This is a genomic window from Micromonospora narathiwatensis, from assembly GCF_900089605.1.
GTDB classification, from domain to species: Bacteria; Actinomycetota; Actinomycetes; order Mycobacteriales; family Micromonosporaceae; genus Micromonospora; species Micromonospora narathiwatensis.
Window position 1 is genome coordinate 1,734,825 of the sequence record NZ_LT594324.1, and the last position, 13,343, is coordinate 1,748,167.

11 protein-coding genes are annotated in these 13,343 nt (G+C 71.3%); 2 read left to right on the plus strand and 9 right to left on the minus strand.

Going from position 1 to position 13,343, the window contains the following annotated elements:
* Positions 1–27: 27 nt before the first annotated feature.
* The 6 genes from GA0070621_RS29450 to GA0070621_RS07895 form a co-directional block, all read right to left on the minus strand.
* A complete protein-coding gene (locus GA0070621_RS29450) occupies positions 28–1,071 on the minus strand; it encodes a phosphotransferase family protein (RefSeq protein WP_157739887.1) in 1,044 nt (347 codons plus the stop codon).
* Positions 1,068–2,375: a nucleotidyltransferase family protein gene (locus GA0070621_RS29455; protein WP_157739888.1), complete on the minus strand. Its 1,308-nt coding sequence runs from the start codon at positions 2,373–2,375 to the stop codon at positions 1,068–1,070. The genes GA0070621_RS29450 and GA0070621_RS29455 overlap by 4 nt, the downstream gene beginning before the upstream one ends.
* A complete protein-coding gene (locus GA0070621_RS07880; protein WP_091192712.1) occupies positions 2,372–3,487 on the minus strand; it encodes a GNAT family N-acetyltransferase in 1,116 nt (371 codons plus the stop codon). The genes GA0070621_RS29455 and GA0070621_RS07880 overlap by 4 nt, the downstream gene beginning before the upstream one ends.
* Positions 3,484–4,800: a hypothetical protein gene (locus tag GA0070621_RS07885; RefSeq protein WP_157739889.1), complete on the minus strand. Its 1,317-nt coding sequence runs from the start codon at positions 4,798–4,800 to the stop codon at positions 3,484–3,486. The genes GA0070621_RS07880 and GA0070621_RS07885 overlap by 4 nt, the downstream gene beginning before the upstream one ends.
* Positions 4,797–5,726 (minus strand): glycosyltransferase family 2 protein, encoded by a 930-nt coding sequence (locus GA0070621_RS07890; RefSeq protein ID WP_197673947.1) that lies wholly within the window; start codon positions 5,724–5,726, stop codon positions 4,797–4,799. The genes GA0070621_RS07885 and GA0070621_RS07890 overlap by 4 nt, the downstream gene beginning before the upstream one ends.
* 694 nt (positions 5,727–6,420) lie before the next feature.
* Positions 6,421–7,200, minus strand: a complete 780-nt coding sequence (locus tag GA0070621_RS07895; RefSeq protein ID WP_091192715.1) for an SDR family oxidoreductase — start codon at positions 7,198–7,200, stop codon at positions 6,421–6,423.
* A gap of 187 nt (positions 7,201–7,387) precedes the next feature.
* Between GA0070621_RS07895 and sigJ the strand changes: the two genes are divergently transcribed.
* Entirely contained in the window at positions 7,388–8,269 is an 882-nt protein-coding gene (gene sigJ, locus GA0070621_RS07900; protein ID WP_167666691.1) for an RNA polymerase sigma factor SigJ, read from the plus strand.
* Positions 8,270–8,358: 89 nt separating this feature from the next.
* Here sigJ and GA0070621_RS07905 read toward each other — a convergent pair whose 3' ends face one another.
* The 3 genes from GA0070621_RS07905 to smpB form a co-directional block, all read right to left on the minus strand.
* Positions 8,359–9,591, minus strand: a complete 1,233-nt coding sequence (locus GA0070621_RS07905) for an ArsB/NhaD family transporter (RefSeq protein WP_091192716.1) — start codon at positions 9,589–9,591, stop codon at positions 8,359–8,361.
* Between the two features lie 145 nt (positions 9,592–9,736).
* Entirely contained in the window at positions 9,737–10,972 is a 1,236-nt protein-coding gene (locus GA0070621_RS07910) for a glycoside hydrolase family 16 protein (protein WP_091192717.1), read from the minus strand.
* A 231-nt stretch (positions 10,973–11,203) separates the two neighbouring features.
* Positions 11,204–11,689, minus strand: a complete 486-nt coding sequence (gene smpB, locus GA0070621_RS07915; protein WP_091202165.1) for an SsrA-binding protein SmpB — start codon at positions 11,687–11,689, stop codon at positions 11,204–11,206.
* A gap of 252 nt (positions 11,690–11,941) precedes the next feature.
* Between smpB and GA0070621_RS07920 the strand changes: the two genes are divergently transcribed.
* Positions 11,942–13,306: a cellulase family glycosylhydrolase gene (locus tag GA0070621_RS07920; RefSeq protein ID WP_091192719.1), complete on the plus strand. Its 1,365-nt coding sequence runs from the start codon at positions 11,942–11,944 to the stop codon at positions 13,304–13,306.
* Positions 13,307–13,343: the final 37 nt, after the last annotated feature.

Consider the following 13,343-nt stretch of genomic DNA (forward strand, 5'->3'; position numbering starts at 1 on the left):
GCCCCCGGGCCGAGGACGGCGACCGGGTCAGACGTTGGCGAGGACGCGCTCGACGTTGCCGCGGATCCAGCGTGGATCGTCATGGTCACCTTCCGAGTCGATGAACAGCAGCATGTGGCGTAGCCAGTAGAGGAGCAGAGCCGGTCGCGGCGGGATGCCGTCCAGCCAGTCGGCCGCCTCGTCGGCGGGGACGTCGAGCGTCCGGTCGACGCCGTGCCGAAGCGCCTCGACGACGATCTCGCCGAGTTCGTCGCCGCGGGCCAGCCGACGGGCGAGGACGTGCAGGTGCAGCAGGTCGTGCAGGGGAAGTTGGCGGGCCGACGCCCGGTCCCAGTCGACGATCCCGGTCACCTGGCCGTCCGGCGAGTTGGCCAGCACGTTGCCGGGCCAGAAGTCGCCGTGGATCCAGGAGATGTGTACGGTGCGGCCGACGAGGGCCCCGGCGAGTTCCTCGCGCAGGCGCCAGACCGTGTCGAGCAGCCGGTCACGTCGCGGGTGGGTGGCGACGAACCCCTCCAGCCGTAGGAGCGGACGGTCCACCCACTCCGTCACCGCGGCCCAGTCGAGCACGGTCCGTTCCCGGGTGCGCTGGTGCAGGTCGCGGATGATCCGGCCGGCGGAGGCGAGCAACGCGGCCCGCTGGGTACGCCGCAGCATCATCCGGTTCGCCGGAACGCCCCGCAGCGCCCCCTCCACGCAGTAGTAGCGTCCGTTGACCTCGCCCTGCGCCGCGCAGTACGGCAGGAGTGAGCGCATGCCGGGTAGGCGCGGGTTCGTCCACAGCAGGTCGAGCACCTCGGCCTGGCGTCGGAGCCCCTGGACAGCCAGGTCGGTCCAGGGCACCTTGACCATGTAGCGTCCGCCGGCCTCGCGGCCCCGCACCGTGGCCACGGCGACCGACGTGCTGGTGAAGGCGACCGCCTCGGTCCGCCACAGCGCGTCGTCGGTGGCGGTGGCCCAGGCGACGAGGCGGGGGGCGACGGTGGCGGTCCAGCTCCGTTCGGGCCGGTGCAACCAGCAGGCGAGCCGGTCCCGCAGGACCGGCTGCGCCCAATGTACGGCGCCCCTCACCGGGCCGTCCGCTCGACGTAGTACCGCCAGATCCGGCCGAGCGCGTCGGCGAGCACCAGCTCCGGCGTACGGTCGGCGTCCACCCGCTCCAGGTGCGGGATACGCCGACGCAGCCGCCGGTACTGCTCGCGCTCCCGCTCGAGGTGCTCGGCGTCGTACTCGCCGGAGCGGCGGTGCATGACCGGACCTGGCACGTCCAGCAGCAGCACCACGTCGGGTGCCGGGCAGAGTCGGCTCAGCAGTTGGAAGTACGGCCGCTTGAGCCAGACCAACGGCCCGCGCGGCGGCAGCAGGGCGTCGTAGACGTAGCGGTCGAAGACCACCATCCGGCCCAGCGCCCGGTGGCGTACCGCCGCCAGGTAGCGCCGCCACACGGTGAACGGGCGCAGCAGAATGCGCACGCCCTGCTCGGCGGTGCTGCGCGGCGCCTCGTTCGACGGCCACAGCCCCATGTAGACGCGGCGTACCGGAAAGTAGAACGCCGACTCGATGCCCTCGGCCAGGGTGGACTTGCCCGATCCGTCGGGGCCGATCAGGGCGACGCCGGCACCGCGACGGCTCCACGCCTGCAACGGCCGCTCGATCGAACGCAGGACGGCCGAGCCGACGATACGGCGGGCCGCGCCGACCGGACGGGCCCGCCACCAGGCGGCGAGCAGTCGGCGACGTACGGCCGGCAGCTCCGCCGGGCGACCGGCCCGCCAGTATGCCAGCAGCATCCGGGCCGCCCGGTCCGGTAGCGCTCGGGCGAGCGGACCGTCGAGCGTGGCGTGCTCCTCCAGTTGTCGCAGGCGGCGTAGATGATGGCCGGCGACGATGCCCTTGTCGAGCACACAGTGCAGCAGCAGCGCCCAGAACTCGTCCCCGGGCGCGAGCACCCACACGTCGTCCTGGCGTGCCCGGCGGCCCAGGCACTGGTCGGCGGCCAGCGCGCGCACCTCGAAGTGACGGCCGTAGGCAAGCTCCGTCACCAGGTCGAGTTCGACCCACGAACCGGTGGCCCCGTCGAGGCCGAGGAAGAACCGGTGACTCCCTCGGCCGTGCCCGGCCAGGCGGACCAGGCCGTGAGCCGTCATCACGGCGACGGCCCGCGCGAGATCGGCCGGCGCCACCAGGAGATCCAGGTCCCCGGGGGCGATGAGCGCCGCCGAGCCGCCGCGCAGCAGGCACCAGCGGACGCCGGCCTCGTCGAGGCCGGCCAGCACCCCCCGGGCGAGCCCGTGCGCGGCCGTGGCCGGTGCCGCCGGCCGCGGCGGTTCCGGACGGCCCGCCACCGTGGTCGTCGTCGGCGGTGTACGGCTCATGCACTGCTCCGCACCGGCCGGAGCGCCAGGATCCGCCGTACGCCGCCACGAGCCCGCTGGACCAGCGGGGTGATCGGCACCCGCTCGATCCGGTAGCAGGCGTAGTCCTGGCTGACGGCGCCGAAGCGGCTCTTGAACAGCTCCAACGAGGACACCCGCGCCGAGTCGCCCATGTTGTAGGCCGCGCACCCGGCCTCGATCGCGTCCGCGATCGCCGTCTTGTGCAACAGGTAGTTGGCATAGACGGGGCCGGCGAGCTTCTCCAGCATCGCGCCGCGCCAGTACATCGCCGTCGTCGCGCCGAACAGCACGACGATCGCGGCGACCGGACGTCCCTCGTGGTACGCGGCGTATATCCGGCACCGGGAGCCGAGCATCTCCGCGACGGTGCGCAGCTTCCGGTGCGGCTCCCGTCGGGCGGCCAGCCGCCGGGCGAGCGGGACCGGGAGCCGGTCCCGCCGTGCCCAGCGGTCGACGGACTCACCGTAGAGCTGGTGGAAGACCGGGACCAGACGGCCCGTGTCGTCCCACTCGACGAGGACGCCGGCCCGCTCCGCGCGGCGGATCCGGTTGCGGGTGTCGCTGCGGAACCGCTCGCGCCAGACCTTGTCGAAGCCGCCGTCGAGGAAGACCGTCTGCGTCATCCGCTTCTCGCGCAGCACGCTGGCCGGCACCGCCGCCTCCCACGTCCCCGCCGCCGCCGGGTCAGGGCGGACCAGGGTGCTCAGCACGGGTCGCCGTGCCAGGTCGGTGACCACCATGCGGACGTCCTCCGGGCGGAGTTCGCCGCCCTCGCAGACCAGCCCGCCCGGTCCCCAGCCGACGGGGAGTCCGAAGTCCGTCGCGAGGATCGGACCGAGCCCCGGGCGGCGTACCAGCGGAAGGACGATGCGCCTGCCGTCGGCGGTCTCGTAGAGCCGCGAGACGTCCGCATAGCCTTCGACCGCGCACACGCAGCGGAGCCAGGTCGGCGTCTGGCTGGGCAGGGCGTTCGGCGCGGAGGCGAGCACCCGCTCCCATGCGTCGGCCGGGGCCGGACTCGTCACCCGCAGCGGTCGCGGGTCGTCGGGTGCCGCCTTGAGACGGCGGTCGAGGACGGTCCCGGCGTTCACGACGAGCCCAGCGGGATGTCGGCGTGCCAGTAACGCTGGGTGACATCGTTGCTGGCCAGGACCACCATGCCGGTGGCGCTGGTGACGCTCTGCTTGGTGGTCGTCGCGTTGTTCATGTTGGGCGAGAGGGCGTCCCTGATCACCGGGGTGCCGCGGCCGTCGGGGAAGGCGATGCTGCCCATCGGGGAGCTCTTCATGAAGATCGTTCCCGGGTAGCCGGTGTAGGGACACCCGCTGTCCGGCGCGGTCATGAAGACGTACAGCATCCGATGTTCGGAGTCGATCAGCAGGACCGGCCGGGTGTGGCAGTCCTTTATCCGCGCGACCCGGTAGCTGGACCACTCACCGGTCGAGGGGTCCCGGGCGAGGAGCATGATCAGGGGCGCCGAGGTCGTCGCGCCGGCGTCGTCGAGACTGGTCTTGATGACCGCGTACACCCGTCCGGAGCCGTCGTCCTGGAGCGTCCTGAGGTTGATGTGGTCGTCGGCGTTGTTCGGCCCCTGGATCGCGGTACGGGTGACGGCCCAGGTGGTGCGCGACGCGCCGTCGATGTGCTCGGCGAAGTACATCGCGGACTTCGGCTGGTGGCTCCACATCACGCCGGTCCGGGTGCCGAAGGTCACCACCGACGAGATGTCGTCGCTGTCCAGGGCGGTGGCGGCGGTGACCGGGAGCGCGAACGGGGTGCCCCAGACCGCGTCCCCGCCCGTCGTGTTGTTCACGTAGACCGTCGAGCCCTGCGTCCAGGTCGCCCAGAGCACGCCCGTCGAGTCCTTGTCGATGGTGAGGGTCTCGCTGGAGTAGCTGTTGATCTGCACCGGGAAGCCGGCGTCGCGGGTGTAGGTCCTCGTCGCGGCGTCGTAGCGGTAGCGGTAGAGCCGGGCCGGGTTTCCGGCGGCCGCGTCGGCGGAGGAACTGGCTCGGACGTGCGAGGAGACGTAGAGCCTGGTGCCGTCCCACAGCACGTCTGAGCGGGTCTTCGGCCGGTTGTCGACGGCGGTCCCGGTGTCGATCCACTGCTGGGCGGAACGGTCAAGTCGGAAGATGTGGTGGGTCTGGCTGCTGGTGTGGAACAGCACCGCCCACCAGGCGCCGTCGTTCCACCACAGCTTGCTCTCCGGCTTCTCACCGGTGGCCGCCGAGCCGTCGCCCGAGGTGGACGGACCGATGTGGCCGAGGTCGCCGGTGGCCGCCTGGGCGGGTGCGGTGTGCCCGCCGGGCGCTGGTGCGGCGCCGAACAACATGCCCAGCAGCAGGGCGAGGGCGTAGGAACCGCGCGCCAGCCGGGTACGCCGTCGGAGACGGTTCATCATCGGGGCACCTCGTTCAGTGGCTGGCTGGTCGGCTCGACGGCCGGGGGTTGCCACCGTTGCAGCGCGCGGTGGTCGATCGGGTCGACCACCGGTCGAGGGCGCCGTACGAACCGTTCCCGGAGCAGGGTCCGGAGCACGCGCTGACCATCGCGGAAGGTGTGCAGGTTGGAGGTGCCGCAGCGGCGGGGGAATTCGGTGCTCGGCACCTCGGCGATGCGTAGGTTCGCCTTCAGCGCGTGGATCACGAGCTCGGTCTCGATCTCGAAGCCGTGTGCGGTCAGGGCGAGCGCCGGTAGGCACTCACGACGGAACGAACAGAAGCCGTAGCACAGGTCGGTGAAGCGGACGAGGAAGAAGCTGTTCGTGAGCCGCACCAGCATGCTGTTCCCGGTCCGGCGCAGCGCGGTCAGGTCGGTTGACCCGCCGCCGGACAGAAACCGGGAGCCCTTGACGAAGTCGTAGCCGTTGACGAGCGGGGTGACGTACTGGTGGATCTCGGCGGGGTCCATGCTGCCGTCGGCGTCGATCATCACGATCAGATCGCCGGTGGCCGCGGCGAACGCCACCCGCGCCGCGTCGCCCTTGCCCCGGCAGTTCTGCGTCAACACCACGATGTCCGGCCGGATGGAGCGGGCGACCTCGACCGTACGGTCCGACGAGTGCCCGTCGACGAGGACCACCTCGTCGACGATCGGCGGCATCCGCCTGAGCACCCACTCGATGTTCTTCTCCTCGTTGAGCGTCGGGATGACCACGCTCACGGTCTGTCGCTCGGGCTGGGCTGTGACTACTCCGCCGTCGCCCTCGGGCCGTTCCCGCATCCGCAGGATGCTCAGTGCCCGGTCACCCTGCCCGGACGGGGCGGTGAGGGGCGGCTCGGTCAGCAGGCTGGGGACGTGCGTGTCGATGTCCGGGTTCAGGGTCACCAGAACCCCTCCCCGGCGGATGCCGTGAGGCCGTCTCGCGATGCGAGGTCGGTCTTCCCCGTACCGCCGGTGATGGCGATCCACTTGCTCTTCATCAGCTCCTCTTCCCCCGCTGTGTACCGGCAGGACTAGACTTTAGTGCCTAATGTCCGATTCATGCCGATTTGGCCAAATTTGGCCGGGATTAATAGGAGGAAAAGGTAACACCACGCAAAACTGATCACGCCGTAACTATGCAAAGAAATAGGCTGATTTTGTGCGACGGGTCAGGGGGAGGTTGGCCGCCTGGATCGACCTGGTCGGACGCTCGGCTGATGTCCTCTGTGGTGGTATCCACACCCCGGTCACGAGTCGCAGCCCGTGCGCCGAGGCTGCCGACGAGGCGCCGAGAGATGCGACGCCATGGGGGCGTCAGCGATGCCGGGCCGGCGAGCCGGCGTGATCAACCAGGTGCTGGGCGGCGGACGCCGCGACCGTCTGCGTGAACTGCGTGCAGCCGTTCTGACCTGCGGTTTTATCTCTTTCCTGCCCAGGGGGCGGGCGCCGCCCGCAAGATTTACGCACCGTACTAAATTGCGCGAAACGGCCTTCCATGCCATTGAATATTGCCTGGTGAGGCCGCATTCGCCGGGCAGTGCGGTAAGGAGTCGACGGCAATGCTGGCGACTCTCGCGAGCCGCGCCCAGCGGCGGACTCACCGTGCGGTGACGCGCTGCAGCAACCGCTCGGCCAGGAATGCCTCCCAGGTCCGTGATCCGGTGGTGGCGCCGCCGAGGGCGAGGTTGTCCCCGTTCCGGTACGCCCGTCCGGCCTTCCCGGGCAGCCGGACCGGTAGCAGCAGTCGGCGCTTGCCGACCGCCCCCAGGTAGCCGCGGATCAGTTCGTCCATCCCGTACACGGTCGGGCCGGCGAGGTCGGGCACCAGGCCGGCCGGCGCGCCGAGCGCCAGCTCGACCAGCCGGGCCGCCACCTCACGGGCGTCGACCGGCTGGAACCGGAGCCCACCCGGCACCGGGACCACGGGAGACTTCGCCATCTTCGCCGCGACGGTCAGCACGAGGTCGTGGAACTGGGCGGCGCGCAGGGTCGTCCACGGCACGCCGGATTCGGCGATCGCCTGTTCCGCGTCCCGCTTGGTGCGGAGCCAGGCGAGGGGGACCCGGTCGGCGCCGATGACCGAGATGTGGACCAGGTGCCGTACGCCGGCCCGCCCCGCGGCCCGGACCAGGTTGCGGGTCGCCTGGTCGTCGCCCTTCGGCCCACCGGCCAGGTGCAGGACGATCTCCACCCCGCGCACCGCGGCGTCGACGCCCTCGCCGCCGAGCAGGTCCGCGGTGACGTGCTCGACGCCGGGAGCGGACCGGCCGCCCCGGCGGCTGAGCACCCGCACCGGGTGTCCGGCCTCGCGCAGCAGCGGGGTGACCAGTTTGCCGAGGGTGCCCGTGCCGCCGGTTACCAGGATGGGTGCGCTCATGATGTCCTCCGGACTCGGGGACGGCGAGACGAATCGCGTCCACTACGTTTCGTGGTTCTGCCGACTCGACCCGGCGCGGGCGGCGGATGTGACCGCAGTGACCGAGGTCACGCCGGTCCGGCGGCTGTCACGTCGGCGGCCTCCCGCGGGTCGAGTCCGGTGAGACCGGTACGAGGAGGAGCGGGACATGGACCAGGACATCTGGCTGGCCGAGCGGTTCGAGCAGCACCGACCGCAACTGCGGGCGGTGGCCTACCGGATGCTCGGCTCGCTCACCGAAGCCGAGGACGCCGTGCAGGAGACCTGGCTGCGCCTCGCCCGGACCGACGCCGACGAGGTGGACAACCTCGCCGCCTGGCTGACCACGGTGGTCGCCCGGATCTGCCTGAACGCCCTCCGCGCCCGCCAGACGCGCCGCGAGGAATCCCTCGACGTACGCGTGCCGGACCCGGTGGTCAGCACCGCCGACGACGCTGACCCGGCGTACGCCGCCGTGCTGGCCGACTCCGTCGGGCTCGCGCTGCTGGTGGTCCTGGACACCCTGACCCCGACCGAGCGGCTCGCGTTCGTGCTGCACGACCTGTTCGCCGTCCCGTTCGACGAGATCGGCGCCATGATGGACCGCTCGCCGGCCGCGGCCCGCCAACTCGCCAGTCGGGCGCGCCGCCGCGTCCAGGGTCGCGCCCCGGCGTCCGATCCGGACCTGGCCCGTCAGCGCGAGGTCGTCGACGCGTTCCTCGCCGCCGCCCACGAGGGCGACTTCGACCGACTCGTGACCGTGCTGCACCCCGATGTGGTGCTCCGTTCCGACGGCGGCACCGCCCGTGCCCGCCACACCACTGTCATCACCGGAGCGACGGCGGTCGCCGCGCAGGCGGCCACCTTCGGCCGGTTCTCCCCGTTCGCCCGGCCCGCGCTGGTCAACGGTGCCGCCGGGGTGCTCGTCACCGCCGCCGGTCGTCCGCTCTCCGTCATGGCCTTCACCGTCGCCGAGGGAAGGATCGCCGCCATCGACGTGATCGCCGATTCCGAGCGGCTGCGTCAACTCGCCCTCGACGACCTGTCCTGACCGCTCCGCCAACCGGCGCCGGCGTCCCGCCCGCGAGGGCCGGTCCCGGTCGTCGCCCTGACGACGTGCCCCGCCCGGGGCCACCCCGATCAGGCTCCCGGGCCGACCAGCAGCGCGGCGACGGTGGCGGTGGTGGCCACGGCCGCGAGGGCGGCGCTGGTGGCCACGAACCGGCCCAGCGGCACGGTCACCCCGGCGGCGCGGCAGCGTTCGTACCAGATCAGCGTCGCCAGCGACGCCCACGGGGTGGCGAGTGGCCCGACGTTGGTGCCCACCAGCAGGGCCAGCAACCGGGTGTGGTGATCGGCGGGGATGACCGCCTCGCCGGCCACGTACGCGGGCAGGTTGTTGACCACGTTGGCGAAGAGCGCGCCGACGGCGCCGGCCCGCAGCACGCCCTCGGTGCCCGGGTCGCCGCCGATCAGGGTGCCCATCACGGTGTCCAGCCCGTGCCGGCCGATGGTCTGCACCACCAGGAACAGCCCGGTGACGAACACCAGCAGCCGCCACGGGACCAGCCGGAGGGTCAGGCTGTCCCGGGCGCGGACGGCGAACCCGGCGACCAGCAGCGCGGCGGCCACCCCGGAGGCGAGCCCGATCTCGACCCCGGCGAGGATCCCGGCGACGAAGATCAGGCAGGCGACGAGGGCGGTGCGGTGGAGCACCCGGTCGGGTGGCACGTGCGCCGGCGGTGGCCGGAACGGGTCGGCACCGGCCCGGGCCGGTCGCCAGTACCACCACCACAGCAGCAGCATGGTGATCACGATGGCGACCAGTTGCGGCCACCACAGCCGGGCCGCCCACGGCACCGGGGCCAGCCCGATACGGCCGCTGGCCAGGATGTTGGTCAGGTTGGACACCGGCAGCAGCAGGCTGGCCGTGTTGGCCAGCCAGACCGTGGTCATCGCCAGCGGGGTGGGCGGCACGCCGAGCCGGCGGGCCAGGGCGATCATCACCGGGGTGAGCAGGACGGCGGTGGTGTCCAGGTTGAGCGCGATCGTGGTCACCGACGCGAAGCCGACGCAGAGCCAGAACAGCGCGCGGAAGCTGCCCCGCGCGGTGATCGCCATCCGGGCGGCGAGCGCGTCGAAGACCCCGGCCGCCGCGGTCAGCTCGGCCAGCACCACCACCGTGCCGAGGAAGATCAGGATGGGCACGATCCGGCGTACGGTGGCCTCGGCGTCGGCGCGGGGGAGGAACCCGGTGACGACGCACAGGACGCCGACCACCGCGAGCCCGATCGCGGTCCAGTCGAGTACGTGCAGGCGGCCCCAGCGGGTTCGGTCCGGTGCGGCGAACGGCGGCTCGCCGGTGCTTTCCACGAGGCATGATCCTGGCACACCGCCGGGTGGCCGGCCGGCATGACCAGGACTACCCGTCCGTCCGGGGCCGACCGTGCCGAGGGCCGGCCGGGTCGCCCCGGCCGGCCCTCGGGCGGTCACCGGGCCGGGCCCGGTACGACGCGGCTCAGCGTCGCCACTTCTGGTTCGCCCCGCCGGTGCAGTCCCAGATCTGCAACGGGGTGCCGTCGGCGGAGCTGACCCCGGTGGCGTCCAGGCACTTGTTGGCCTGTGGGTTGACGATGTCCCCGGTGGAGGTGAACACCCACCGCTGCGCGCCGGTGCCGTTGCAGTCGTAGAGCTGCACCCGTGCGCCGTTGGCGGTCGACCCGGCGGTGACGTCGAGGCACTTGCCGAGGGCGCGTACCGAGCCGTCGGCGTTCCAGGTCCAGTTCTGGGCGGCGGTGCCGTTGCAGGTCCAGAGCTGGATCGGGGTGCCGTTGGCGGTGTTGGCGCTGGCGACGTCCACGCACTTGTTGCCGTACCCGACGATCTGGCCGCCGGTGCCGCCACCGCCGTTGTCCCAGGCCTGGACCCGGACGTAGTCGATGACCATCGTCTGCGGGAAGACCGTGCTGCCGTCCGGCGAGCCGGGCCAGTTTCCACCGACCGCCACGTTCATGATCATGAAGAACGGGTGGTCGAAGACCCACCGTTTGCCGGCCGCGTCCGCCGGGGTCTTGCGCGAGTACGCCACGCCGTCGAGGTACCAGGTGATGGAGTCGGGCGCCCAGTCGACGGCGTAGGTGTGGAACGCGTCGGCGAGGGCCTGACCGCCGGGCAGCGAGGTCTGGCCGGTCAGCGGGTTGCCGCCGGAGTAGCCCGGCCCGTGCAGGCTGCCGTGCACGGTGGACGGCTCGCGACCGATGTTCTCCATGATGTCGATCTCGCCGCTGTTGGGCCACGGGTTGGTGGCGATGTCGTTGCCCAGCATCCAGAACGCCGGCCAGATCCCCTGACCCCGGGGGATCTTGATCCGCGCCTCGAACCGGCCGTACGCCTGGGTGAACGTGTTGGCGGTGAGCAGCCGCGCGGAGGTGTACTGGCAGCTGCCGTACCAGCAGGAGTAGCCCGACGGGTTCTCCCGGCGGGCGGTGATCACCAGGTTCCCGTTGCCGTCGAGGGCGGCGTTGCGGGTGCTCGACGTGTAGTACTGCAGCTCGTTGTTGCCCCAGCCACTGCCACCGATGTCGTAGCGCCACTTGCTGGCGTCCGGCGCCGTGCCGGCCGCCCCGTTGAAGTCGTCGGACCAGGTGACCGCGCCGGGTGCCGCGGCGGCGGGTGCGCTCGTGGTCGCCGTGAGCGCCACCGTGAGGCCCACGCTCGCGAGGGCCACGGCGGCGATGGTACGGATTCTCCGCACAGATTCCTCCCCAGGGTCGGTCGCCCCGCCTCGGCGTGATCGGGCGGGCCGAACAGTTAACAAACCATATAAATAGATATTGTTAAAGCTATGAATGAAGGGGGGAGGTGTCAAGAGAGCGCTCCCCGGCGGGCTGCGGAGTGCCCGAGGTGCGCAGCCGGTGGCCGGCGATGTGCTCCACCGGCTCGGCTGACCGGCCGGCCGGCTCGCCCCGGGACCGTGGACGTCGGCTCAGCGGGCCGGGCGGCGTCCCTTGAGGCGGCGGCCCAGCTCGCGGGCGATCTCCCGGTTGGCGTCCCGTTCGGCGAGGGTCTGCCGCTTGTCGTACGACTTCTTGCCCTTCGCCAGGCCCAGCTCGACCTTGGCCCAGCCGTTGGAGAAGTACATCGACAGCGGCACCAGGGTCAGCCCGCTCTCCCGCAGCTTCTCCAGGATCCGGGCGATCTCCACCCGGTGCAGCAGCAGCTTGCGGGTGCGCCGGGGTGCGTGGTTGGTCCACGTGCCATAGCCGTACTCGGCGATGTGCAGGCCGTACAGCATGATCTCGCCGTCGCGCTCCTGGGCGAACGCGTCGACCAGCGACACCCGCCCCTCGCGCAGCGACTTCACCTCGGTGCCGGCCAGCACGATCCCGGCCTCGTACGTCTTGAGGATGGTGTAGTCGTGCCGCGCCTTCTTGTTGGAGGCGACGAGCTTTCGCCCGTTATCCCTGGCCACGCCCACCTCCCCGTTCGTCGACCCGGTGCAGGATACCTGTCGGCCCGGACCGGCCGACACCGTCCGACTCATCGATGGATGCCTATTGTGCTGATCCGTGCCTCCGAGTAGCTTGTTGACACCCCGAGAGCTGAGCCGGCCTCGTATCCGCACCTCACCCGTCGCCATCGCGCCGCGTACCGCCGTCCGGCGGTGCGCCAGGGCAGGCGCGCCCGTGCCCCGACCCGTCGGGGCCTCTCTCTGAGGTAGGCCATGAAACGAAGGGTTTTCACCCTCGGCGCCGCGCTGCTCGCAGTCGCCGCATCCGTCCTGATGTTCGTCGGGCCGGCGGACGCGGCCGTGGGGCTGCACGTCAGCGGGCGCAACATCGTCGAGGCCAACGGCCAGACGTTCATCATGCGTGGCGTCAACCATCCCCATGTCTGGTACACCGGCCAGACCAGCTCGTTCGCCAACATCAAGGCGCTCGGCGCGAATACCGTGCGGGTGGTGCTGGGCAGCGGCAAGCGATGGGGTCCGTCCACCGACGTCGCCAACGTGATCTCCCTGTGCAAGCAGAATCGGCTGATCTGCGTACTGGAGGTGCACGACACCACCGGCTACGGCGAGGAATCCGCGGCGGCCTCACTCGACGAGGCGGCCAACTACTGGATCAGCCAGAAGAGCGCCCTGGTCGGCCAGGAGAGCTACGTGGTCATCAACATCGGCAACGAGCCGATCGGCAACGTCAACGCGAGCCAGTGGACCAGCGCGACCACCGCAGCCATCAAGAAGCTGCGCGCCAACGGCTTCGAGCACCTGCTCATGGTCGACGGGCCGAACTGGGGTCAGGACTGGCAGTTCGTCATGCGGGACAACGCCCAGGCGATCCTGGACGCCGACAACCAGCACAACACTGTGCTGTCGATCCACATGTACGCGGTGTTCAACACCGCCGCGGCCGTCACCGACTACCTGAACCGGTTCCAGACCAACGGGTGGCCGCTGGTCATCGGTGAGTTCGGCTGGCGATTCAACGCGGGCGAGGTCGACCACGAGACCATCCTGGCGGAGGCGCAGGCCCGCCGCCTGGGCTACCTGGGGTGGTCCTGGAGCGGCAACAGCGACCCGATCCTGGACATGGCCACGAACTTCGATCCCGGCCGGCTCACCACCTGGGGCCAACGGATCTTCAACGGCGCCAACGGCATCAAGGCCACGGCCAAGGAGGCCACCATCTTCGGGGGAGGGCCGACCGCGACACCGTCGGTGACGCCCACCGGGACGCCGTCGGCCACCCCGTCGGCGACTCCCACGACCACCCCGACCGCCGGGGGCGGGACCTGCGCGGCGACGTACTCGATCGTGGGCCAGTGGCAGGGTGGCTTCCAGGGCGACATCCAGGTCACCGCCGGCAGTTCGGCGATCAGCGGCTGGACCGTGACGTGGACCTTCGCCAACGGCCAGACCGTCACCCAGACCTGGAACGCGACCGTGACCAGCAGCGGGTCCAAGGTGACCGCTCGCAACGTGAGCTACAACGGCAGTCTCGGCGCCGGCGCCAGCACCAACTTCGGCTTCCTCGGGTCGTGGAACGGCACCACCAGCGCCCCTGGCCTGTCCTGCACAGCAAGCTGACCGAACAGCACCGCGGACCGGGGCCGGCGTGATCGCC